The following is a 21,024-nucleotide window of genomic DNA, read 5'->3' as shown; positions in this document are numbered from 1 at the left end:
GTCAGGCCTCCTGCACCACCGGGCGGAGGGCACCCGTGATGCAGTCAGCCACGTGACCGGCGTCGGCCGCGACGCCGAGGAAGCGCCCGGACCCCCAGGTGTGCATCCACGGGAGGCCGACGAAGTGCAGGCCGGGCACCGACGTCACGCCCCGCGTGTGGGTGGGTCGTCCCGTGCCGTCGAACACCCCGACGCGGAGCCAGCGGTAGTCGGGCCGGTAGCCGATGGCCCACACGACGGACGTGATCCCCTCGGCGGCGAGGTCCAGGGACGTCGGGTCCTCGGCGGGCGCCCAGGGAGGCGCGTACGGATCCTCGACGGGGGCGTCGATGCCCTCGCGCTCGATGTAGCGATCGATGTCCCGCTGGATGGAGGTGTACACGGCGTCGGCCGCGTCGAGCGAGGCCGTCAGGGTCGGCGCGACGTCGAGGGAGGTGCCACGGGCGTCGACGACGGCACCGTAGAGACGCATGCCCTCGCGTGCGAAGACGCGCAGGTCGATGTCCCGCCCGCCGTCGCGTCCGGTGACGTAGTGGTTGGTCTTCTCGCGCGCGGCGAGCCCGCCCGGGTACTGCTGCACGGCCGTGTCGTAGAGCCCCATGTCGGCGAGCCAGGTCATGCAGTCGCGACCGCGGTAGGTCCGTGCCACCCGGGGTGCGTTGCCGAGTGCGAGGTGGACCTGGCGGCCCTCGAGGTGGAGGTCTTCGGCGATCTGTGCACCGGACTGGCCGGTCCCCACCACCAGCACGGCACCGGCCGGCAGCTGGTCGGCCCGCATGTACTCCTGCGAGTGCAGCTGGACGATGGACGGGTCGATGGCCCGGGCGAACGCCGGCTCGATCGGACGGTGGTAGCCGCCGGTGGCCACGACGACGTCCTGCGCCTCCATCGACTCCGGGCCGTCGGGGGTCTCGAGGTCGAGGACGAACCCGCCCCCTTCCCGCTCCCGGACCTCCACGACGCGGGTGTGGTCCCGGACGGGTGGGTCGAACGAGCGCACGTACCCGTCCAGCCAGGCGACGACCTCGTCGCGGGTCATGAACCCGTCCGGGTCGGGCCCGTCGTACGCGTAGCCCGGGAGACGGCAGTGCCAGTTGGGGGTCACCAGGGTGAAGTTGTCCCACCGGCTGTCCGCCCACTCGTGGGCGGGCGTGCCGGCCTCGAGGAGCACGTGCTCGACGCCCCGCGCCATGAGGTGGTGGCTGACGGAGAGCCCGGCCTGCCCGGCTCCGACGATCGCGACGGGGATGGTCATGCGGGTCCTCCTGGCAGGGGCGGGTGCATCGCGACGACCTCGACGCTCGCGTCGGGGGCGAACGCCGACGCGGCGTTCTCGATGCGCTCGCGCGAGGCGTCGGACGCGCTGCAGGCGAAGCCGTACCGCGCCCGGACCCGCTCGCTCGCGACCGAGAGCGCCTCGGAGGAACGTCGGACGAACTCCTCCACGGCGTAGGTCCGGCCGACCTCGAGGTGGTCGTGCACCACGAGCGAGGGCGAGTAGCACGGCTCGATCCGTCCGTCGGGCCAGCGCACCGAGAACGTCATCTCAGGCATGGACGGGCTCCCGGTAGGTCTCCGGACGCCGGTCACCGAGGTGGAACATGGCCCGTCGTGCACCCTCGAGCTCGGCACGGACGTCGAGACTCGCGACGGCCGTGCCGCCGTCCGTCCCCGTCGTCGCCCGGACGTCGCCGCCGGGACCGACGATCTTCGCGCTCCCGACGAACCGCAGCGAGCCGAAGGTGCCGACCTGGTTCGAGGCCACCCACACGATCTGGTTCTCCAGGGCCCGCGCGCTGTCGAACAGGTTGAAGCGGTGCGTCCAGCGATCGTCGGCGAGGTCGTCCGCCGTCGCCGTCCGGGAGGCCGGCCAGGCGGAGATGCAGGCCACGACCTCCGCCCCGTCGAGGGCCAGGGCGCGCGCCGCCTCGGGGAAGGCCTTGTCGTAGCAGATCAGGGCGCCGAGGCGGCCGACCGGCGTCGAGAACGCCTCGAAGGTCTCGCCCGCCGCGTAGAAGGAGCCCTCGCCGAGGGGTTGGTGCACCTTGCGGTGCACGCCGAGCACCCCGTCCCCCGTGACGATCGCCGCACTGTTGTACCGGGTGGCCCCGTCGGACTCGCAGAGGCCGACGACGAGGGTCATGTCGCCGGCGATCTCGGCGACACGACGCAGCTCGGGACCCTCCACGTCCATGACGGGCGGCAGCGACTCGGGCTGCTCGTCGTGGCTGCCGTCCCGGCCCCGGCCGAGCACGGACAGGTAGCCGCCGAGGCAGGCCTCCGGCAGGGCGAGCAGGTCGACCCCGCGTCCGCGGGCGGACGCTGCGAGCTCGGCGATGCGCCTGAGGTTCTGGTCGACGTCGCGCCCGAAGTTCTCCGAGACGGCTGCGAAGGTGGTCATGCTGCTCCCATTCCGGTGACGGGACCGCGGACGGCCTCCGTCACCACTCCGTCGGGCCAGCGCAGCCCGACCCCGGCCCCGGCGGTGATCTCGCCGCAGACCTCTGAGGTGACGAACCCGGGCAGGTCGCCCGCGTCCGCCGTCGGTCGATCCGTGGTGACCATCGCGAAGCCGGGGAAGCAGGTGAACCAGTCCCCGTGCGTGGCGCCCCGCGGTGTCGGCACGCGCTCGACGTCGACCAGGGCGCGGACACCGCTGGCCTCGGCGAGCATGCCCGTGCTGCCGACGAGGCCGGACATGCTGACGTCCTTCGCCGCCGTCGGCGCGAGGGAGCCGACGACGCCACCCAGGGCTCGCAGCTGCTCGCCGGTGCGGTGCGACGAGGAGTCCCACTGGGCTCCCGTGTAGCCAGGTCGCCAGCCTCCGCCGAGGTCGGCCGTCAGTCGCAGCGCCTCGCCGGGGCTCGCTCCCCCGCCGGGCACCGGGCGCGACGTGCGTCCGAGGGCGGTGACCGACAGGGCGGCCGGCACCCCGAGCTGGGTGTGGCCCCCGAGCACGGGCACCTCCCACGCCTGGACCGCGGAGCGGAGCCCGGCCACGATGCGTTGCGCGAACGAGGCGTCCCGGGCGCCCACGGCGTCGAGCAGACCGACCGGTGCGGCGCCCATCGCCGTCAGGTCGTTGAGGTTGACCAGCGCCGCACACCAGCCGGCCCACTCGGGGTCGCGCTCGACCATCGAGGGCAGGATCGCGTCGCACGCGGCGACCAGGTCCGAGCCCGGCACGGGGACGCCGTCGTCCCCGCGGAACCCGGCCGGCCCGTCGAGCCCGGCCAGGAGGGCACCGAGCGGCGCCTTCGTGGCGGTCGCGAGCCTCTGGACCCGACCGATGGGCCAGTCGACGAGGACGTGCGGCTGCCCCAGCAGGTCGACGTCGCCCCGGACCTCCCACCCGAGCCGCGTGAACAGCGCTGCGTGCCGGGCCTGGACCTGCGCGTCGAAGCGCAGGGCGCCTGCCGCCTCGGCGCGGGCACAGGCGGCCCGCACCAGTGCGGCACCGACGCCGACGCCGTGACGCGCCGCCGGCAGCACGGCGAGGCGGCTCCCGCGCCACCAGCCGATGTCGCGGCCGGCGGTCGACGCGTGCGGCGCCGGGTGCAACCGCACGCCGCCGAGCACCTCGCCGTCCGTCGTGCGGGCGACGAGGACGACGGTGCGGGGGTCGTCGTCGGCGTCGTCGCGGTCGTGGCCCTCGAACAGTCCCTGCTCGCGGACGAACACCTCGCGTCGCAGCCGTCGGTACGCGTCGATCTCCGGCGGGCCGGCCTCGACCACGATGAAGGCCTCCGTGGCCGCCACGGGGACACGGCGGATGCCGGTGAGGATCCCGTTGTCGACGGTCATGTCAGGCCCCCTCGCAGCTGAGGGCGGAGCACGCGCCGCACGCGGCGCAGCCTGCGGCCTGGTCGGACCCGGCCATCCCGGAACGACGCAGCGCCGCCGCCACGCGGATCGTCACCGAGCCGACCTTCGACGCGGCCGGTGCCGGGGCGTGGTCGACGTCGGTGGCGAGCGTGCCCGCGAGCGGACGGAACGGGACGACGAAGGGGTAGACACCCATGTCGATGAGCTCCTGCGCCGCGGCGACGAGCTCGTCGGGGTCCTCGCCGAGCCCCACGAGCAAGTAGGTGGAGACCTGGTTGTGCCCGAAGACGCGCACGGCCTCGCGCCAGGCTGCGCGGTACTCGTCGATCGACACCGTGGCCTTGCCCGGGGTCCAGCGCCGCCGCACCTCGTCGTCCATCGACTCGACGTGGATCCCGATGGACCGGGCGCCCGCGTCGTACAGCTGGGTGATCGACGCGAGGTCGGCCGGCGGTTCGATCTGCACCTGGATCGGCAGGTCCGGCAGGACCTCGCGGACCGCCCGGACGCAGCGGGCGAGGTGGGTCGCACCTCGGTCGCGTCCTCGGGAGGTGCCGGTGGTCATGACCATCTGGGTGATGCCGTCGAGGTCGTGGGCGGCCTTCGCCACCTCGGCGACCTGCTGCGGCGTCTTCACCGCGATCGTCGTGCCCTGCTCCAGCGACTGCTCGATCGCGCAGAAGCGGCAGCGGTCCGACTCGTCGTACCGCATGCAGGTCTGCACGACCGTCGTGGCGAGCACGTTCGCGGCGTGGAGACGGGCGATCTTCTCCATGCTTGTGCCGTCGGAGGTCGTCAGGTCGTAGAAGGCCGGCCTGGACACCGCCTCCACACCGAGCCCGGTGTCGGCGCCGTCGAGCAGCAGACGTCCTCCGTCGACGGAGTAGGGGCTGCGGGGGTTGAGCGGGATGGCCGCACCGATCCCGTCGAGGAGCACGTGCCCGTCGGCGCTCGGGCCCGCGCCGTTGGGGCGGGTGAGCGGGGCGTCGAGCAGGCGGATGCCCTGGATCGCGACGTCGACCCGCGTGCTGGTGCGCGTCTCCTCGGAGGACGGTGCGGTCATCCCGGCCGCCTCAGAGGTTGTACGTCGAGTTGATGATGGCGCCCTTGCGGGCGTAGTGGATCAGCGCGTCCTGCACGTCGAGCGGGTGCGCCGGGATGACGCCCTCGATCAGGTCCTCCTCGCGGAGTCCGTGCAGGGCCAGCCCGAAGCGACAGCAGTAGACCGTGCCGCCCTCCCCGATGAACGTCTCGAGCGAGGCGTTCATGTTGAGCTCGCCCGGGAAGCCGGCGTCCCCGGTCGTCGGGAAGCCGCGGGTGGCCATGCAGGCGAGCGTGCCGGGTCCGTAGAAGTACATCGCGGAGTCGAAGCCCTTCCGCAGGGCGCGCGTGGCCTGCAGGATCGCGACGAAGCTGACCGACGACTCGTGCGGGATGCCGTGCACGAGCGTGAAGTACGACTCGCCGTCCTCGGCCTGGTAGTCGGGGAACAGCTTGGTCGAGCCGTAGAGGTTCGTGCCCTTCGGCTGCGAGGGGTGCGGGATCTCGGCGAGCGACTTGGCGATGTTCTCGGCGATCTGGTCGTCGATGTCGGTCATGCGGGTTCTCCTGATGATCGGTGCTGCGGTCGGGTCCTGCGGTCGGTCGTGCACTGGCGCCACGTCGGTGTGGTCCAGGGACTGGGGGCTAGGTGCCGTAGAGCGCCTCGAAGTTGCGGCGGAAGAAGTGGTCGGCGAGCTCGCCGTCGCCGGCCGCGGCGGACAGGCGCGCGTGCTCGCCCTCGAAGTCGCCCCACGGGGCGTCGGTGGCGAACAGGATGCGGTCGTGGCCGACGCCGCGCCTCTCGATCTCCTGGACCAGCCAGGCGGGCGCGAAGCCGATGGTCCACGACGTGTCGGTGTAGACCTGCTTGCCCGCCTCGATCCAGTCGAAGAGACGACCGCCGATCAGCTTCATGTGGCCGCTCATGCCACCACCGAGATGGACCAGGTGGATCTTGGTGTCGTCGCCGTACCGCTCCACGAGCGTGCCGACCTCGTCGACGTCGGACGCCGCGCCCGGCGACGTGTGCACGTGGACCACGAGGTCGTGGGCCGCTGCCGTCGTGAAGATGCGGTCGATCTGCTCGGCGCAGTCGGGGTCGGACGGGCTGCCTCCGAGCAGGAAGCTCGTCTTGAGCGCCTTCACGCCCTGCTCCCCCACCAGCGCGAGCGCGGCGTCGTTGCGGGTGGCGTCCGAGGCCTTCGGCGAGACCCAGAGGCCGCAGCTGATGCGGTCGTCCTTCTGGGCGGCCTCGATCGCGAGGGGGTTGAGGTCGAAGGCCGCGTCGGGGACGGGGACGCCGTAGTTGGGCAGGACGAGCGCCCGATCCGTGCCCTCGGCGTCGAGGGTGGCGACGAACTCGGCGACGGTCGCCTTCGCCGTGACGTCGGCGCGGATCGCCGGGCCCCCGTAGAACGGGTAGGCCGGCAGCGCACCGATGTGGCGATGGGAGTCGAGCTGCGAGCGGGCCATGACTCAAGTCAGCCTGGCTGTCGTTTCAGGCTGGTCACGTCCGGAACAAAGCCGCGATAAGCGGTGATGTCGTTCCTGTTTCGACGCCCTCGCAGCTCCGTCGTGCGCGGAGTGCCCTCACCCGGGCCGGGCGTCACCGGGCGAGTGAATCACCCGTCGAGGAAGTCGTCCCGGCCGCTGGGATCGCCGGCGCGCTGCAGGTGGACGCGCCGCGCAAGTCGGATGAGCGGCCGCGCGAGCAGCTCCACGCTCCCGGCCACGAAGAACCAGGTCCCGATCGTGGTGGTGGACTCCCAGAGGAACAGGATGCTCCCGACCAGGAACCAGAGGGCGACGAGGACGTCGTTGACGATGCTCAACGTCTCGTAGCGCTGGCGGATCACCAGCGTCTCCCGGCCCACGGTCAGCGTGAGGTCGTCGTCCTTGGTCATCGTCCACTCCCTCTCGATGTCCCGTGCCGGCGCAGGAACGGGCTGAGAACGAGGCAGAGGCCGCCCCCGCGACGAGCGGGAACGGCCTCTGGCCTGCGGTTTCCTCGGTCGGGCTGACAGGATTTGAACCTGCGACCCCCTGACCCCCAGTCAGGTGCGCTACCAAGCTGCGCTACAGCCCGATGAACCTCCGCAACCCTACCCCACACGGCACGGCGCCCCGGCGCGAGGTCATCGGTCGCCGACGGTCAGCGGCAGGCTCCGGTGACTCGTGAAGGTCCGTGGCTGCTCGTCGACCGGGTCGTCGAAGGACAGCGTGTGGGCGAGGAGCTGCAACGGCGTGCTCATGTCGTCGACGGGCAGGTCGAGCACGTCGGGGTAGAGCGGGTCCCCGACGATCGGGACACCCAGCCCACACAGGTGCAGGCGCAGCTGGTGGGTGCGGCCCGTGGCCGGGCTCAGGCGGTAGACCGCGAGCCCGCCGCGGACCTCGTCGAGGTCGACGTGGGTCACCGCGTTCACCGGGGCGTCGGGCACCACCTCGGCACGCAGGGTGCCCCGGTCCTTGCGCACGTGGTTGCTCACGGTCAGCGGGAGCGAGAGCCCGGGGTCGTGCCGAGCGAGCGCCAGGTAGGTCTTCTGCACCTCCCGGCGGGCGAACAGCGACTGGTAGGCGCCCCGCCAGCGCCGTTCCTTGACCAGCACGAGGACCCCGGACGTCACCCGGTCCAGCCGGTGCGCGGGCGTCAGCTCGGGCAGGCCGAGCTGGTCGCGCAGTCGGACCACGACGCTCTGGCGCACGTGGCGCCCGCGCGGGATCGTGGCGAGGAAGGCCGGCTTGTCGACGACGAGCAGCCGGTCGTCCTCGTGGAGCACCGGCATGTCGCCCGGCACCTCGGGCTCGTCGCGCAGGTCGCGGTGGAACCAGACGAACGTGTGCGGGCGGTAGGGCTCGTCACCGACGAGCGGTGTGCCGTCGCCCAGCACGAAGCGACCCGCCTCGAGCATCGCCTCGACGTCGACCCGCTCGGGCAACCGGTCGCGCAACCACGCGCCCAGCGTCGGCGCGGGGGCCGGAGAGGTGCGGTCGTGGTCGGGCGTGCGCACCCAGGCCGCACCGAGCCCGTGGCGTGGCGGCAGGGGTGAGCGCGGCGGCACCTCGGGTCAGCGCCTGCCGCGCTTCTCGCGAGGACGCTGCTGGATGTGGATGGGCGTACCGACGAACCCGAACTCCTCGCGCAGCCGACGCTCGACGAACCGGAGGTAGCCGGCCTCGAGCTTGCCGGACGTGAAGAGGACGAACGTGGGCGGCGCCGTCGACGCCTGGGTGCCGAACAGGATCTTGGCCTGCTTGCCACCACGCACCGGGTGCGGGTGCTCGGCCACGAGGCGGCCGAGGAACGCGTTCAGCGCACCGGTGCCGATGCGGGTCTCCCACCCCTCCAGCGCGGCGTCGAGCGCCCGCACCAGACGGTCGACGTGCCAGCCCGTGCGGGCCGCGAAGTTGATCCGCGGCGCCCACTGCACCTGCACGAGCTCACGCTCGATCTCGCGCTCCAGGTAGTAGCGCCGCTCCTCGTCGACGAGGTCCCACTTGTTGAAGGCCACGACGAGGGCCCGGCCGGTCTCCGCCACCGACGTGACGATGCGGATGTCCTGCTCGGTGAACGGCTGGCTGGCGTCGACGATCACGACGGCCACCTCGGCGCGCTCCACCGCGGTGGACGTGCGCAGGCTGGCGTAGTACTCGTGTCCGGAGGCCTCGCGGACCCGACGGCGGATGCCGGCGGTGTCGATGAAGCGCCACTCGCGACCGCCCAGCTCGACGAGCTCGTCGACCGGGTCGACCGTGGTCCCCGACGCGTCGTCCACGACGACGCGGTACTCCCCCGCCAGCTGGTTCAGCAGGCTGGACTTGCCGACGTTGGGCTTGCCGACGATGGCGACGCGACGCGGGCCACCGAGCTCGGGGTCGCGATCCGGCGGCGCGTCGGGCAGGACGGCCAGGATGGCGTCGAGCATGTCGCCGCTGCCACGACCGTGCAGGGCCGAGACGGGGTAGGGCTCGCCCAGGCCGAGGTTCCAGAGCGATGCGGCCTCGAGCTCGCTGCGCTGGTCGTCGACCTTGTTCGCCGCGAGCACGACCGGCTTCTTGGCCGCCCGCAGGATCTTGACGACGGCCGCGTCGGCGTCGGTGATGCCGACCGTGGCGTCGACGACGAACAGCACGGCGTCGGCGGCCTGGACGGCCACCTCGGCCTGGGCGGCGATGCGCTCGGCGAGTCCGCGTGCGTCGGGGTCCCAGCCGCCGGTGTCGACGACCGTGAAGGCCTTGCCGTTCCACTCCGCGTCGTAGGGCACGCGGTCGCGGGTGACGCCGGGGACGTCCTCGACGACGGCCTCGCGGCGTCCGATGATGCGGTTGACGAGGGTCGACTTGCCGACGTTCGGACGGCCGATGATCGCGAGGACGGGCAGAGCGGGGTCGACCGGCTCGCGGGCGGGGGTGTCAGACATCGGTACTTCCTCGGGGCAGGGGGCCGGGCAGCTGCAGGTGCCCGGTGGCCGCGGCCCACTCGACGTGGTGCCGCAGGTGCTCGGTGATCCGACGCCCGACCTCGGCCACGTGGGCCCGCGTGCGGGGCCACGGGACGGGCGTGATCCGTAAGGGTTCACCGTAGACGACATCGATGCGAGAACCACGCTCGGGCCTGCTCTCGGAGGGCTCACCCGGGGCTCGGGTGCCGAAGATCGCGACCGGCACCACCGGGGCGCCGCTCACCATCGCGAGCCAGGCGACGCCGTCCTTCGTCCGGGCCACGTCACCGGCCCCGCGCAGGCCCTCGGGGTACACGACGACCGACTGGCCGCTCGCGAGCGCCTGCGCCGCGGTCCGCAGGGCCCCGACGTCGCGTCGGAACCGGTCCAGCGGGATCTGCCCGGCGAACCGCAGCAGGCGTCCGGTTCGACCTTCGAACGCCTCGACCTTCACCAGGGCGTGGGCCGGCCTGGGGGTGCACAGGATGAGCAGCGGACCGTCGAGCCACCCGATGTGGTTGCTCGCGTAGATCACGGGACCGTCGTCGGGCACCCGGTGCTCACCGCGCTGACGCACGTCCCACCGGCGGTCCAGGTACCGCCGCGCGAGCGGTCGGAGCACCCGCAGCCCGGTCTCCGGGAGGCCCTGTGGAGGGCGACTCCCCCGCGCTGCGGAGAGGAGGTGCTCGCTCACGCCGTCCGGGCCTCCTCCACCAGGGCGGCGACGGCGTCGACGACCTCCTCCAGGCTCAGGTGGGTGCCGTCGATCTGGACGGCGCCGTCGGCGCGGGTCAGGGGCGACGTGGCGCGCGTGGAGTCGATCCGGTCGCGGGCGGCGAGCGAGGCGGCCGTGGCCTCCTGGTCCGCGCCCCCGCGCTCCGCGGCCCTGCGGGCCGCCCGTGCCTCGGCGTCGGCCACCAGGTAGACCTTCACGGCCGCGTCGGGCGCGACGGTGGAACCGATGTCGCGTCCCTCGACGACGATGCCCTGGTCCGCCGACGCGATGACCCGGCGCTGCAGCTCGACGAGGAGCGTCCGCACCTGCGGGACCGCCGCGACGGGACTCACGTGCGCCGTGACGTCGTCCTCGCGGATGGCCTGCGACACGTCGGTCCCGTCGGCCGTGATGGTGGGGGCCTGCGGGTCGGTGCCCGAGACGATCTGGACGTCGGCCGCGTCGCGGGCGATGGCGTCGGGGTCACCGAGGTCGGTGCCGCGCTGGAGCAGCGCCCACGTGACGGCGCGGTACATCGCCCCGGTGTCGAGGTAGGCCAGCGACAGTCGCGTCGCGACTCCCCGCGCGGTGCTCGACTTGCCCGAGCCGGACGGTCCGTCGACGGCGACGACGAGGGTGCTGCTCACAGGGGATGACTCCTTGGGGTGCTGGTTCGTGGTGAGGGACGAGGTGGGACGGGTCAACGGTAGGCCGACCAACCCTGGTCGGCGAGGCGCTCCACCAGGGTGTCGGCCCGATCGGCCGCGACGGAGATCTCGACGAGGCCGACCGGACGACCGAGCTCGTGGTCGATGCGCAGGTCCTCGATGTTGACGCCCGACTCCCCCACGTGCGCGAAGAGCCGCGACAGCGCCCCCGGCGTGTCGGGGATCTGGACGTTGACCACGACGAGCTCGACGGGATCCCCGCCGTGCTTGCCGGGGATGGACCGGGTCCCGGCACGACCGGCCTCGAGCACCGTGCCGACGGCGTCGCGGTCGTCCAGCGCCGCGATCATGGCGTCGAGGTCGTCGCGCACGGCACCGAGGACCTGGCCGATCTCGGCGGCGTTCGTGGAGATGATGTCGCGCCACAGCGCGGGGTCGCTGCCGGCGATGCGGGTCACGTCGCGCAGCCCCTGGCCGGCGAGGGCCAGGTGCGCCGGCGGCGCGTCGACGAGGCGTGCCGCCGCCAGTGTCGACAGCACCTGGGGCACGTGCGAGACGAGCGCGACCGCACGGTCGTGGGCGTCGGCCTCCATGACGATCGGGACCGCACCGAGCATGACGGCGACCTCCTCGACCAGCCGGACGGCGGCGTCGCTCGCCCCGTCGACGGGGGTGATCACCCACGGACGGCCCTCGAAGAGCCGCGCCGAGGCGGCCAGCGGACCGGACCGTTCGCTGCCGGCCATCGGGTGGCTGCCGACGTAGCGGTCGATCCCACCCGTCCGGTCGAGCGCGCGGACGACGCTGCCCTTGACGCTCGCCACGTCGGTGACCACGGCCTCGGGGAAGGTCTCCAGCGCCTCGCGGACCGCAGCCGCGGTGGCACCGGGCGGCACGGCCACGACCACGAGGGCGGGGTCGCGCACGGGCTCCGGACTGCCTGCACCCCGCTCGACGGCGGCCGCGACGTGCTCGGGGTCGCGGTCGGTGAGGTGCACGTCGATCCCGTGCTCACGCAGCGCGAGAGCCACGGAGGTGCCGATGAGGCCACAGCCCACGACGAGGGTGGGGGGCAGCGACGTCATGGGGCCACGCTATCGAAGAGGTCCCCCAGCTCCTCGCGTGACAGCTCGCGCGACCGACCGACCGCCAGACCGCCCAGACGCACCGGTCCGAAGCTGGTCCGCGTGAGCTCCACGACCGGGTGCCCGACGGCGTCGAGCAGCCGCCGCACGATCCGGTTGCGCCCCATGTGCAGGTCGAGCTCCACGAGCGAACGGCCCCGCCCGCGGTCCTTCACCACGAAGCGGTCGACCGAGGCGGCCCCGTCGTCGAGGTCCACCCCGGCACGCAGCCTCCGACCCACGGAGTCGCCCACGGCGCCCTCGACGAGCGCCACGTAGGTCTTGGTGATCTCGAACGAGGGGTGGGCCAGCCGGTGGGCGAGGTCGCCGTCGTTGGTCAGCAGGAGCAGCCCCGACGTGTCCGTGTCGAGACGGCCGACGTGGAACAGGCGTTCCTCGCGGCCGGCCACGAACTCCGTGAGGTCCCGGCGCCCCTGCTCGTCGGCCATGCTCGAGACGACGCCGCGCGGCTTGTTGAGCACGAGGTACACGTGGTCCGACGGCGGAGGGATGCGTCGGCCGTCGACGCGCACCACGTCGGCGAGCGGATCGACGCGGACCCCCATCTGCGTCACGACCTCGCCGTTGACCTCCACCCGGCCGGTGGCCATGAGCTCCTCGCAGCGACGCCGACTGCCCACGCCGGCCTGCGCGAGCACCTTCTGCAGGCGCACGCCCTCGACCTCACCGCTGCTCATGCGGCACCTCGTCGGACTCGGGGGCGGGCGCGCCGTCCTGCTCCTCGGGCTGCGGGTCGTCGATCGCGTCCTCGGGTCCAGCAGCGTCCGCAGGGGCCGTCACGGACACGACCTCGTCGTCCATCTCCTCGATCTCGGGCAGCATGGGCGCGATGTCGGGGAGCTCGGCGAGGGAGGCCAGCCCCATCCGCTCGAGGAAGTAGCTGGTCGTGCGGTAGAGGAAGGCGCCGCTCTCGCTGTCGGTGCCGGCCTCCTCGAGCAGTCCGCGCGTCACGAGGGTGCGGACCACGCCGTCGACGTTCACGCCGCGGATCGCCGAGATGCGCGACCGGCTGATCGGCTGCCGGTACGCCACCACGGCCAGGGTCTCGAGCGCCGCCTGGGTGAGCCTGGCCTGCTGGCCGTCGAGCACGAAGCGCTCCACCGCGGGGGCGAACGTCTCACGGGTGAAGTAGCGCCACCCTCCGCCGACGTTGCGCAGCTCGAAGCCGCGCGCCTGCTCGTCGTACTCCGCGGCGAGCGCCCCCAGCGCCGCCTCGACCTCGGCCGGCGGGTGGCCGACGGCCTGCGCGAGCGTCAGGTGGTCGAGTGGCTGGTCGGCGACCATGAGCACGGCCTCCAGGGCCGGCCGCAGCTCCAGCAGCTCGAGCTCCAGCTCGTGCGGGCCTCGGGGCAGCGACGGGTCCGAGGCCGGGCTCCCCGGCTCCGGGGCCTCACGGCCCCCGTCGTCGGTCCCGTCCTGCGTGGAGGTCTCCAGCGGGGTCTCGGTCGTGTCCTCAGACATCGTCGTCCTCCGGGGTGGTCGGTGCGGTGGGCTCCTCGACCGGGCCGCCGTCGAACTCGTCGCCGACGTCGATGTCGACGTCCGCGTCGTCGGTGCCGGTCCAGCGCAGGTGCAGGTCGCCGAGCGGGGTGGCCTGCTCGAAGCCGACCACACCCTCGCGGAACAGCTCCAGCAGGGCCAGGAAGCGCGCCACGGTGGTCATCAGGTCGGCGTCGGCCGTCAGCGCTCGGAAGGTGGTGCTCCGCTCGCGGCGCAGCCGGTCGACCACGAGGTGGGCCTGCTCCCGCACGCTCACGGTGGGCGCGTGCAGGTGGGCGAGCGAGACGATCGGTTCGGGCCTCGGCTCGAGCGCCCGCGCGGCCAGGGCGGCCAGCTCGTCCGGCCCGACGGACACGATCACCTCGGGCAGCAGTGCCGCGAAGCGCGGCTCGAGACCGACCTGGCGGGGGTGGCGGCGCCCCTCGGTGGCCAGCCGGTCCGCGACGAACCGCGCCACCTGCTTGAAGGCCCGGTACTGCATGAGGCGGGCGAACAGCAGGTCGCGCGCCTCCAGGAGGGCGAGGTCCTCCTCGTCCTCCACGTCGGCCTGGGGCAGGAGTCTCGCGGTCTTGAGGTCGAGCAACGTCGCGGCGACCACCAGGAACTGCGTGGTCTGCTCGAGGTCGCCGCCCAGCTCGCGCACGTAGCCGATGAACTCGGACGTCACGGTCGAGAGCGCGACCTCGGTGATGTCGAGCTGGTGCTTGGAGATGAGCGAGAGCAGGAGGTCGAACGGTCCCTCGAAGACCCCGACGTCGACGTGGAAGCCCTTCCCCTCGTCGACCCCGTCCGTGCCGTCCGTGTCGAGGCCGGCCTCGTCGACCGGCAGGCTCATGCGGAGCCGAGGCGACGGGCGAGGTCGCTCTCCTCGCCCCGAATCTCGAGGTCCTCCAAGGCCAGCGCGATGGCGGCACGCACGAGTCGGCCGCGGTCGACGTTGCGCCCCACGGTGCCGCGCAGCCCGAGCCGCGCCTGCTCGATCGCCAGCAGCTCGGCCGACGTCACGTACACCGTCATCTTCTCGTCGTGCTTGACCCGCCCGCTGTCACGCGGCGCGGCCTGCGACGCGTCGTCCCGCCCCTGTGCCGGCGGGCCGTCCGCACCCCCGCCGGTGGGCTTGCGTGCCTGCGACGCGGGGGCGGTGGGGCGGAACAGCTCGTCCGCCCCGGGCATGCTCACGCGTCGGGGCATCGATGCAGCACCTCCTGGGCCAGCTGGCGGTACGACGCGGCACCCGGGGACCCGCCCGCGAACTCGGTGATCGGCAGACCCGCGACCGTGGCGTCGGAGAACTTGACGGTGCGCCGGATGACGGTGTGGAAGACCAGGTCGCCCCACCCCTGCACGAGCGTCTGCAGCACCTCGCGGCCGTGGAGGGTGCGCCCGTCGTACATGGTGCCGAGCAGACCGATGATCTTGAGGTCGAAGTTCGTGCGGTCGCGCACCTTCTCGATGGTCTCCTTGAGCAGCGCCACGCCCCGGAGCGCGAAGTACTCGCACTCGAGCGGGATGATCACGCCGTCGGCCGCCGTGAGGGCGTTCACCGTGAGCAGGCCGAGCGACGGCTGGCAGTCGATGAGGACCACGTCGTAGTCGTGCAGCACGGGGTGCAGAGCACGGGCGAGCACCTGCTCACGACCGACCTCGGTCACCAGGCGCATCTCGGCGGCCGAGAGGTCGATGTTGGCCGGGACGAGGTCGAGGCCGGGTACCGCGGTCTCGAGGACGATGTCCTTGAGCGTGAGCTCGCGGTCCATCAGCACGTGGTAGATCGACTGCTCGAGCTCATGGGCGTTGAAGCCGAGCCCGACGGTGAGCGACCCCTGCGGGTCGAAGTCGAGCAGCAGCACCCGACGGCCGGCCTCGACGAGGGCGGCACCCAGGTTGATCGTGGTCGTGGTCTTGCCCACGCCGCCCTTCTGGTTGCACATCGCGATGATCTGCGCAGGCTGCCCACCGCGGCGGGGGGACGGCTCGGGGAAGTCCGGTCGTGGGCGTCCGGTGGGCCCGAGGTCGTCGCTCATCTGTCTCCTTCACACCGCGTTGGTCGCCTGCCCGGCGATCGTCGTGTCACTGTATCGCGATCCGCGGGTGGCTCTCGGCAGCCGGCGCCCGAAGACCGGCGCACCGTGACCGGCACTCGGTCACCAGCACTCAGTAGCCAGCGCGGGGGTGCGACGTCGCGTAGACCTCGCGCAGCCGGTCGACCGTCACGAGCGTGTAGATCTGCGTGGTCGTCACCGAGGCGTGCCCGAGCAGCTCCTGCACCACGCGCACGTCGGCGCCCCCGTCGAGCAGGTGGGTGGCGAAGGAGTGGCGCAGGGTGTGCGGCGAGACGTCGACCCCGACGCCGGCCGCGCGGGCGGCGCGCACCAGGACCGTCCAGGCGCTCTGCCGGCTCAGCCGTCCACCTCGCGCGTTGAGGAACAGGGCTGCGCCACCGGTGCCCGTCACCGAGACGAGCCCCGGCCGCGCGACGGTCAGGTAGTCGGTGATCGCACCTCTGGCGAAGGATCCGACGGGCACGAGCCGCTGCTTGCCACCCTTGCCGCGCAGCAGGGCGGCGCCCTCCTCGAGGTCGACGTCGTCGACGTCCAGACCGACGGCCTCGGAGATGCGGGCCCCGGTCCCGTACAGGACCTCGAGCAGGGCTCGGTCGCGCTTGGCCAGGCTGGTGCCCGCCGCACCGGAGGCCTCGAGGATCGCCTCGACGTCGGCCAGCGGGAGCGCCTTGGGAAGCCTGGAGGCCGGTCGCGGCGGCTTGACCGCGGCCGTGACGTCCTGCGCCACCAGCTGCTCACGCAGGCAGAACTTGTGGAACCCCCGGACGGCCACCACGGCGCGCGCCGCACTGGAGGCGCCCAGGGGTGGATGCTCGTCGTTCCCGGTGCGCAGGGCCGCCAGGAAGGCCAGCACGTCGGTCTCGGTGACGTCGGCGACGTCGTGGACGTCGGCACCGTGGAGGTGCTCGCGGTACCGCCGCAGGTCACGGCGGTAGCTGGCCAAGGTGTTGGCGGCCAGGCCGCGCTCGACCCCCAGGTGGCTCACGTAGTCCAGGATCGAGCGGTCGAGGTCGCCGGTCCCGGTCGTGGACCCGTCGCTCATCGGGACCGACGGTGGGCGGCCTCGGCGAGCACCGCGGCGCACATCGTCGCGTCGCGCACGCTCCCGTCGAGCACGGCGTCGACGACCTTCTCGAAGGGCACCCACCACTGCTCCATGCCGGCCTCCTCGGCCCGCCGCTCGGTCCGCTCGTCCTCGGGGACCGCGCTGAGACCGCTGGCCCGGAAGATCTGGCAGGCCTCGCTCGTGTACCCGGCGCTCGACAGCAGCGAGATCAGCGGCGCCCACTCGGCGGCCACCACGTCGGCCTCCTCCGCGAGCTCGCGAGCCGCAGCCTCCTGGGGCTCCTCCCCCTCGACGTCGAGGGTGCCGGCAGGGAGCTCGACCAGCCGTGCGGCCACGGGGTGTCGGTACTGCACGACGAGCAGCAGTCGGTCGTCCTCGTCGAGCGCCAGCACGCCGACGGCGCCGTTCGGGCGCACGACGGCGCGTGAGTGCTCGTCCCCCTGCGGGTCGACGATCACGTCGACGTCGACGTCGAGGTACGCGCTGCTGTAGACCCGATCGCTGGAGGCCACCGGCCACGTGGCGGGTCGATCGGCGACGTCGTCGACCAGCTCTCCCGGCAGGGTCGGGTGCGCGCTCACGAGAGGGTCATCCGGTCAGGCCGTCGGGGCGCCTGCGTCGGCCTCGACGCCGTGCGCGGCGGGCTCGTCGACGGGCAGCCGGGTCTCGCGCTGGCGCTGGAGGGCGGCCTTCACGAGACCGGCGAAGAGCGGGTGCGGGCGGGTGGGACGCGAGCGCAGCTCGGGGTGCGCCTGCGTGGCGACGTAGAACGGGTGCACGTCGGCCGGCAGCTCGACGAACTCCACGAGCGTGCCGTCGGGCGAGGTGCCGCTGAAGACCAGTCCGGACTGCTCGAGCTGGTCGCGGTAGCCGTTGTTGACCTCGTAGCGGTGCCGGTGGCGCTCCTCGACCTTGTCGGCGCCGTAGACGCCCGCCACGATGCTGCCGGGCGCCAGGGCGGCCTCGTACAGGCCGAGCCGCATGGTGCCGCCCAGGTCGCCGGCGCCCTCGACGAACGCGTGCTGCTCGGCCATGGTGGCGATCACCGGGTCGCTCGCGTCGGGGTCGAACTCGGTGGAGCTCGCCCCGGGGATGCCGGCCACGTTCCGGGCGTGCTCGATCACGATGCACTGCAGGCCCAGGCAGAGGCCGAGGGTCGGGATGCCGCGGGTCCGGGCGAGGTGCAGCGCACCGATCTTGCCCTCGATGCCACGGATGCCGAAGCCGCCGGGCACGCAGATGCCGTCGACGTCGCCGAGGTGCCGTGCCGCACCCGACTCGGTCGCGCACTCGTCGGACGGCACCCAGCGCAGGTTCACCTTCGCGTCGTTGGCGAAGCCACCGGCCCGCAGCGCCTCCGCCACCGAGAGGTAGGCGTCGGGCAGGTCGACGTACTTGCCGACCAGCGCGATGGTCACCTCGTCGGCGGGCTGGTGGACCCGGCGCAGCAGCGCGTCCCACTCGGTCCAGTCGACGTCGCGGAACGGCAGGTCGAGACGGCGCACGACGTAGGCGTCGAGACCCTCGCGGTGGACCACCTTGGGGATGTCGTAGATCGAGGGGGCGTCGCTCGCGGTCACGACGGCCTCGGTGTCGACGTCGCACATGAGCGAGATCTTGCGCTTGACCGACTCGGGGATCTCGCGGTCGGAGCGGCAGACGATGGCGTCGGGCTGGATGCCGATCGAGCGCAGCGCCGCGACCGAGTGCTGCGTGGGCTTGGTCTTCAGCTCACCGGACGGGCCGATGAACGGCACCAGCGACACGTGCAGGAAGAACACGTGCCCGCGGCCGATCTCGTGGCGCACCTGGCGGGCCGACTCCAGGAACGGCTGGCTCTCGATGTCGCCGACCGTGCCGCCGATCTCGTGGATCACGACGTCGACGTCGGGCCCGCCCATGGCGAGCATCCGGTCCTTGATCTCGTTCGTGATGTGCGGGATGACCTGCACGGTGTCGCCGAGGTAGTCGCCGCGGCGCTCCCGGGCGATGACCTCGGAGTACACCTGTCCGGTGGTCACGTTCGCGCGACCCACGAGGTCCTCGTCGAGGAAGCGCTCATAGTGGCCGATGTCGAGGTCGGTCTCGGCCCCGTCGTCGGTGACGAACACCTCGCCGTGCTGGAACGGGTTCATCGTCCCGGGATCGACGTTGAGGTAGGGGTCGAGCTTCTGCATCGTGACCCGCAGACCGCGGGACTTCAGCAGTCGGCCGAGCGACGAGGCGGTGAGCCCCTTGCCGAGCGAGGAGGCGACCCCGCCGGTGACGAAGACGTGCTTGGTGACGGCGCTGCCCTGCAAGGTGACTCCCGTGGTCGTGGGCCTGGATGCGGCGCAGCGAGGGTGTCGGACGATCCGTGCGGGCCGGCCGGGGCCGTCACTGCTCCACGGGATTCCAGTGTAGCCGCTCCCGACCCCGCCCGTGACCAGCCCGGGCGCGACGCGCCGCGCGGGTCCGTGCTACTCGGGGACGGGTCCGTCGTTGCTGCGCGACGTGCCCCAGGAGCCCGTCTCGCCGTCGGCGGCCCGCGCCAGCGCGAGAGCCGTGACCGCGCGCCCGGCCGCGGAGTCGATCACGTCGATGGTGGAGACCTGCGAGGCCTCCCGCCGCACCACGTCGACGGCCCCGCCCTCGCGGCTCGCCGACGACGGGCCCGCGACGAGGGCACCGGAACCGGAGCCCGCGATCGACCGGACCAGTCCCGACAGGACCTCGGCGGCGTCACCGACGCGCGACGGACCGGTGACGACGACGGCCAGGTCGGCGAAGGCGTCGGGCGCCTCCTCGGCGGCCGTGAGTCCACCTTCGTCGAAGGCGGACGCCACGGTGCGCGCCGTCTCGTCGAGCTCGCCGCCGGCATCGCCCAGCACCGAGCTGCCGAGCGCCGCGCCTACCCGCGTGTACCCCTCGCCGCTGGCGTCGGGGGCCGCCTCCTCGGCGACGCTCTCGGCGAACTGGCGGTTGCCCGGGTCGATGAGCTTCGCGGTCAGGCCCACGGTCCCGGTCACCGTGGCACCGGCCCGCTCGAGGTCCCGGCGCACACCGGCGACCTCGTCGTCGCGTGCGCCGGGAAGCGTCAGCACGACCACCGAACGGTCGTCCAGCGACCCGTCGATGAGGCCGGACGAGGTCCGGGCCGCGTAGCCGTCCTCGAAGGAGGCCAGCGCGGCGTCGCCGCCGGTGCTCGCGCTGCCGTCCTCGGGTGCCGAGAGCGACTCGTCGAGCACGCCCGCTCCGAGTGCGACACCGGCGGCCAGTGCGAGGAGCACGGCCGCGATCGAGACGAGGTGGTACCGGAAGGTGATCATCTACAGCAGTCCTTCGAGCCAGGTTCGGAGATCGCCCAGGCTGTCGCCCAGCGCGTCGTACCAGTCGCGACCGGTCGGGGTGACGCCGATCGCCGCGACGACGGCCAGCACCCCCGCGACCAGGACGAGCAGCACGGGCCAGGCGGGCATGGTGCGTCGGGTGAAGTGGGCCACGGCACGCGCGTCGACGAGCGTGCTCGCCGCGCGCAGCCGGGTGACGAACGAGCTGGCGACCTCGGCGGTGCCCCGCTCGAGGAACTCCACCAGCCCGCGGGGTGCGCCGACCTCGACGATGACGGGTGCGTCGTTGGAGTCGGCCAGCAGGATCGCGAGGTCGCTCGGCGCACCGGAGGCGGTGAACGTCGCGACGTCGACACCGGCTCGCTCGAACCGCTCGTGCCCCTCGCTGCGTCCCGAGGACGTCACGACCACGACGTCGGCCCCGCTGCGCAGGGCCCGGTCGGAGAGGTCGTCGAGGTGGCCGATGACGACGTCGGGCGTGATCTTGGCGTCGATCAACGCGTCGGCTCCCGCCGTCACGCCGACGACGACGGCGCCGGAGTCCCTGATCCAGCGTCGGATCCGCTTGAGGTCGTCCTGCCATCCGTACGTGCGCGAGACCACCACGACCGGCCGACCGCGCAGGCGGGTCGGGAGTCGCGGGATGCGCGCACCCTCGAGCAGCAGCTCGCGCTCGCGCTCGAGGTGGTCCGAGGCGTTGGCGGTGAGGGACCCCAGGCGGGTGGCGAGGTCGCGCTCGGCGACGCCGAGCCGCTGGGAGCGGGTCGCGTCGTCGACCATGTGGCCCTGCGCGACGAGGACCTCGTCCTTGAAGACCTTGCCGTCCGCGATCCGCACCGTGTCGCCGCTGCGCAGACGCGACCAGATGCCGGCGCCCACGTGGTCGATGAGGGTGACGCCGGCGTCGGCCAGGACCTGGGGGCCGAGGTTCGGGAAGCGGCCCGTCGAGGACTCCGCCGCGTTGAGGACCGCGCGGACGTTGCGGGCCACGAGGGCCTCGGCCTGGCCGCGGTCGAGGTCGGGCAGGTCGACGACGGCGATGTCGCCGTCGCGCAGCGCCTTGGAGGAGGCGTCACCGGTGCGGGCGAAGCGCACGACGCCGACGATGTCGTCGGTCGTGTCGTCGGCTGCACCTTCGGAGGGGCGGGTTCGTCGAGACATCGTCGTCCATCGTGGCACGGGGACCCGCCTCGGCCGCGCAGCGCAGGCCCGGCGCGTCCCCGGCCCACC

The 21,024-nt window shown here is 72.9% G+C and carries 23 protein-coding genes and 1 tRNA gene; all 24 read right to left on the bottom strand.

Annotation, left to right across the window (positions count from 1 at the left end; all coding sequences use genetic code 11):
* Nucleotide 1 precedes the first annotated feature (1 nt).
* The 24 genes from NBW76_RS10330 to steA all read right to left on the bottom strand — a co-directional run bounded on the left by NBW76_RS10330 (nt 2) and on the right by steA (nt 20,955).
* The gene (locus NBW76_RS10330; protein ID WP_055968394.1) at nt 2-1,255 is read right to left on the bottom strand and encodes an MSMEG_0569 family flavin-dependent oxidoreductase; all 1,254 of its coding nucleotides are present in this window, start codon (nt 1,253-1,255) and stop codon (nt 2-4) included.
* Nucleotides 1,252-1,554 (bottom strand): MSMEG_0570 family nitrogen starvation response protein, encoded by a 303-nt coding sequence (locus NBW76_RS10325; protein ID WP_055968396.1) that lies wholly within the window; start codon nt 1,552-1,554, stop codon nt 1,252-1,254. Before NBW76_RS10325 ends, NBW76_RS10330 begins: the two co-directional genes overlap by 4 nt.
* Complete coding sequence (locus NBW76_RS10320; protein ID WP_055968398.1) at nt 1,547-2,401, bottom strand: carbon-nitrogen hydrolase family protein; 855 nt, start codon at nt 2,399-2,401, stop codon at nt 1,547-1,549. Before NBW76_RS10320 ends, NBW76_RS10325 begins: the two co-directional genes overlap by 8 nt.
* A complete protein-coding gene (locus tag NBW76_RS10315; protein WP_055968401.1) occupies nt 2,398-3,804 on the bottom strand; it encodes an MSMEG_0567/sll0787 family protein in 1,407 nt (468 codons plus the stop codon). The genes NBW76_RS10320 and NBW76_RS10315 overlap by 4 nt, the downstream gene beginning before the upstream one ends.
* A 1-nt stretch (nt 3,805) precedes the next feature.
* On the bottom strand, nt 3,806-4,888 hold the full coding sequence (locus NBW76_RS10310) for an MSMEG_0568 family radical SAM protein (protein ID WP_055968403.1): 1,083 nt from the start codon (nt 4,886-4,888) through the stop codon (nt 3,806-3,808).
* Between the two features lie 10 nt (nt 4,889-4,898).
* Complete coding sequence (locus tag NBW76_RS10305; protein WP_055968405.1) at nt 4,899-5,423, bottom strand: MSMEG_0572/Sll0783 family nitrogen starvation response protein; 525 nt, start codon at nt 5,421-5,423, stop codon at nt 4,899-4,901.
* 88 nt (nt 5,424-5,511) lie between these two features.
* Entirely contained in the window at nt 5,512-6,339 is an 828-nt protein-coding gene (locus tag NBW76_RS10300) for an amidohydrolase family protein (protein WP_055968407.1), read from the bottom strand.
* A gap of 149 nt (nt 6,340-6,488) precedes the next feature.
* A complete protein-coding gene (locus NBW76_RS10295) occupies nt 6,489-6,770 on the bottom strand; it encodes a YrhK family protein (RefSeq protein WP_056554760.1) in 282 nt (93 codons plus the stop codon).
* Between the two features lie 108 nt (nt 6,771-6,878).
* Nucleotides 6,879-6,952: transfer RNA gene (locus NBW76_RS10290), tRNA-Pro, on the bottom strand.
* A 49-nt stretch (nt 6,953-7,001) separates the two neighbouring features.
* On the bottom strand, nt 7,002-7,817 hold the full coding sequence (locus tag NBW76_RS10285) for a pseudouridine synthase (RefSeq protein WP_369797017.1): 816 nt from the start codon (nt 7,815-7,817) through the stop codon (nt 7,002-7,004).
* A 117-nt stretch (nt 7,818-7,934) separates the two neighbouring features.
* Nucleotides 7,935-9,287, bottom strand: coding sequence for a ribosome biogenesis GTPase Der (gene der, locus NBW76_RS10280; RefSeq protein ID WP_055968413.1), 1,353 nt, complete (start codon nt 9,285-9,287; stop codon nt 7,935-7,937).
* Nucleotides 9,280-10,002 carry a 1-acyl-sn-glycerol-3-phosphate acyltransferase gene (locus NBW76_RS10275; RefSeq protein WP_082480204.1) on the bottom strand — a complete coding sequence of 241 codons (723 nt, stop codon included), beginning with the start codon at nt 10,000-10,002 and terminating at the stop codon, nt 9,280-9,282. Before NBW76_RS10275 ends, der begins: the two co-directional genes overlap by 8 nt.
* The gene (gene cmk / locus NBW76_RS10270; protein WP_055968417.1) at nt 9,999-10,670 is read right to left on the bottom strand and encodes a (d)CMP kinase; all 672 of its coding nucleotides are present in this window, start codon (nt 10,668-10,670) and stop codon (nt 9,999-10,001) included. Before cmk ends, NBW76_RS10275 begins: the two co-directional genes overlap by 4 nt.
* A gap of 53 nt (nt 10,671-10,723) precedes the next feature.
* Complete coding sequence (locus NBW76_RS10265; protein ID WP_055968419.1) at nt 10,724-11,776, bottom strand: prephenate dehydrogenase; 1,053 nt, start codon at nt 11,774-11,776, stop codon at nt 10,724-10,726.
* A complete protein-coding gene (locus NBW76_RS10260; protein WP_055968421.1) occupies nt 11,773-12,513 on the bottom strand; it encodes a pseudouridine synthase in 741 nt (246 codons plus the stop codon). Before NBW76_RS10260 ends, NBW76_RS10265 begins: the two co-directional genes overlap by 4 nt.
* The gene (gene scpB, locus NBW76_RS10255) at nt 12,500-13,297 is read right to left on the bottom strand and encodes an SMC-Scp complex subunit ScpB (RefSeq protein WP_082481927.1); all 798 of its coding nucleotides are present in this window, start codon (nt 13,295-13,297) and stop codon (nt 12,500-12,502) included. Before scpB ends, NBW76_RS10260 begins: the two co-directional genes overlap by 14 nt.
* Complete coding sequence (locus NBW76_RS10250) at nt 13,290-14,171, bottom strand: ScpA family protein (protein ID WP_055968423.1); 882 nt, start codon at nt 14,169-14,171, stop codon at nt 13,290-13,292. Before NBW76_RS10250 ends, scpB begins: the two co-directional genes overlap by 8 nt.
* A complete protein-coding gene (locus tag NBW76_RS10245) occupies nt 14,168-14,509 on the bottom strand; it encodes a hypothetical protein (RefSeq protein ID WP_369814994.1) in 342 nt (113 codons plus the stop codon). The genes NBW76_RS10250 and NBW76_RS10245 overlap by 4 nt, the downstream gene beginning before the upstream one ends.
* 2 nt (nt 14,510-14,511) lie before the next feature.
* Complete coding sequence (locus tag NBW76_RS10240) at nt 14,512-15,360, bottom strand: ParA family protein (RefSeq protein WP_055968427.1); 849 nt, start codon at nt 15,358-15,360, stop codon at nt 14,512-14,514.
* A 130-nt stretch (nt 15,361-15,490) separates the two neighbouring features.
* A complete protein-coding gene (xerD, locus tag NBW76_RS10235) occupies nt 15,491-16,441 on the bottom strand; it encodes a site-specific tyrosine recombinase XerD (RefSeq protein WP_056554950.1) in 951 nt (316 codons plus the stop codon).
* On the bottom strand, nt 16,438-17,046 hold the full coding sequence (locus NBW76_RS10230) for an NUDIX domain-containing protein (protein ID WP_055968429.1): 609 nt from the start codon (nt 17,044-17,046) through the stop codon (nt 16,438-16,440). Before NBW76_RS10230 ends, xerD begins: the two co-directional genes overlap by 4 nt.
* 15 nt (nt 17,047-17,061) lie before the next feature.
* Nucleotides 17,062-18,765: a CTP synthase gene (locus NBW76_RS10225; RefSeq protein ID WP_056554764.1), complete on the bottom strand. Its 1,704-nt coding sequence runs from the start codon at nt 18,763-18,765 to the stop codon at nt 17,062-17,064.
* A gap of 159 nt (nt 18,766-18,924) precedes the next feature.
* A complete protein-coding gene (locus NBW76_RS10220; RefSeq protein ID WP_056554768.1) occupies nt 18,925-19,773 on the bottom strand; it encodes a copper transporter in 849 nt (282 codons plus the stop codon).
* Entirely contained in the window at nt 19,774-20,955 is a 1,182-nt protein-coding gene (gene steA / locus NBW76_RS10215) for a putative cytokinetic ring protein SteA (protein ID WP_056554771.1), read from the bottom strand.
* Nucleotides 20,956-21,024 lie beyond the last annotated feature (69 nt).

Source organism: Aeromicrobium sp. Leaf245 (assembly GCF_942548115.1).
In the GTDB taxonomy this organism is placed as follows: domain Bacteria; phylum Actinomycetota; class Actinomycetes; order Propionibacteriales; family Nocardioidaceae; genus Aeromicrobium.
Note: the sequence above shows the minus strand (reverse complement) of the source record. Positions and strands in the feature narration are given on the sequence as shown.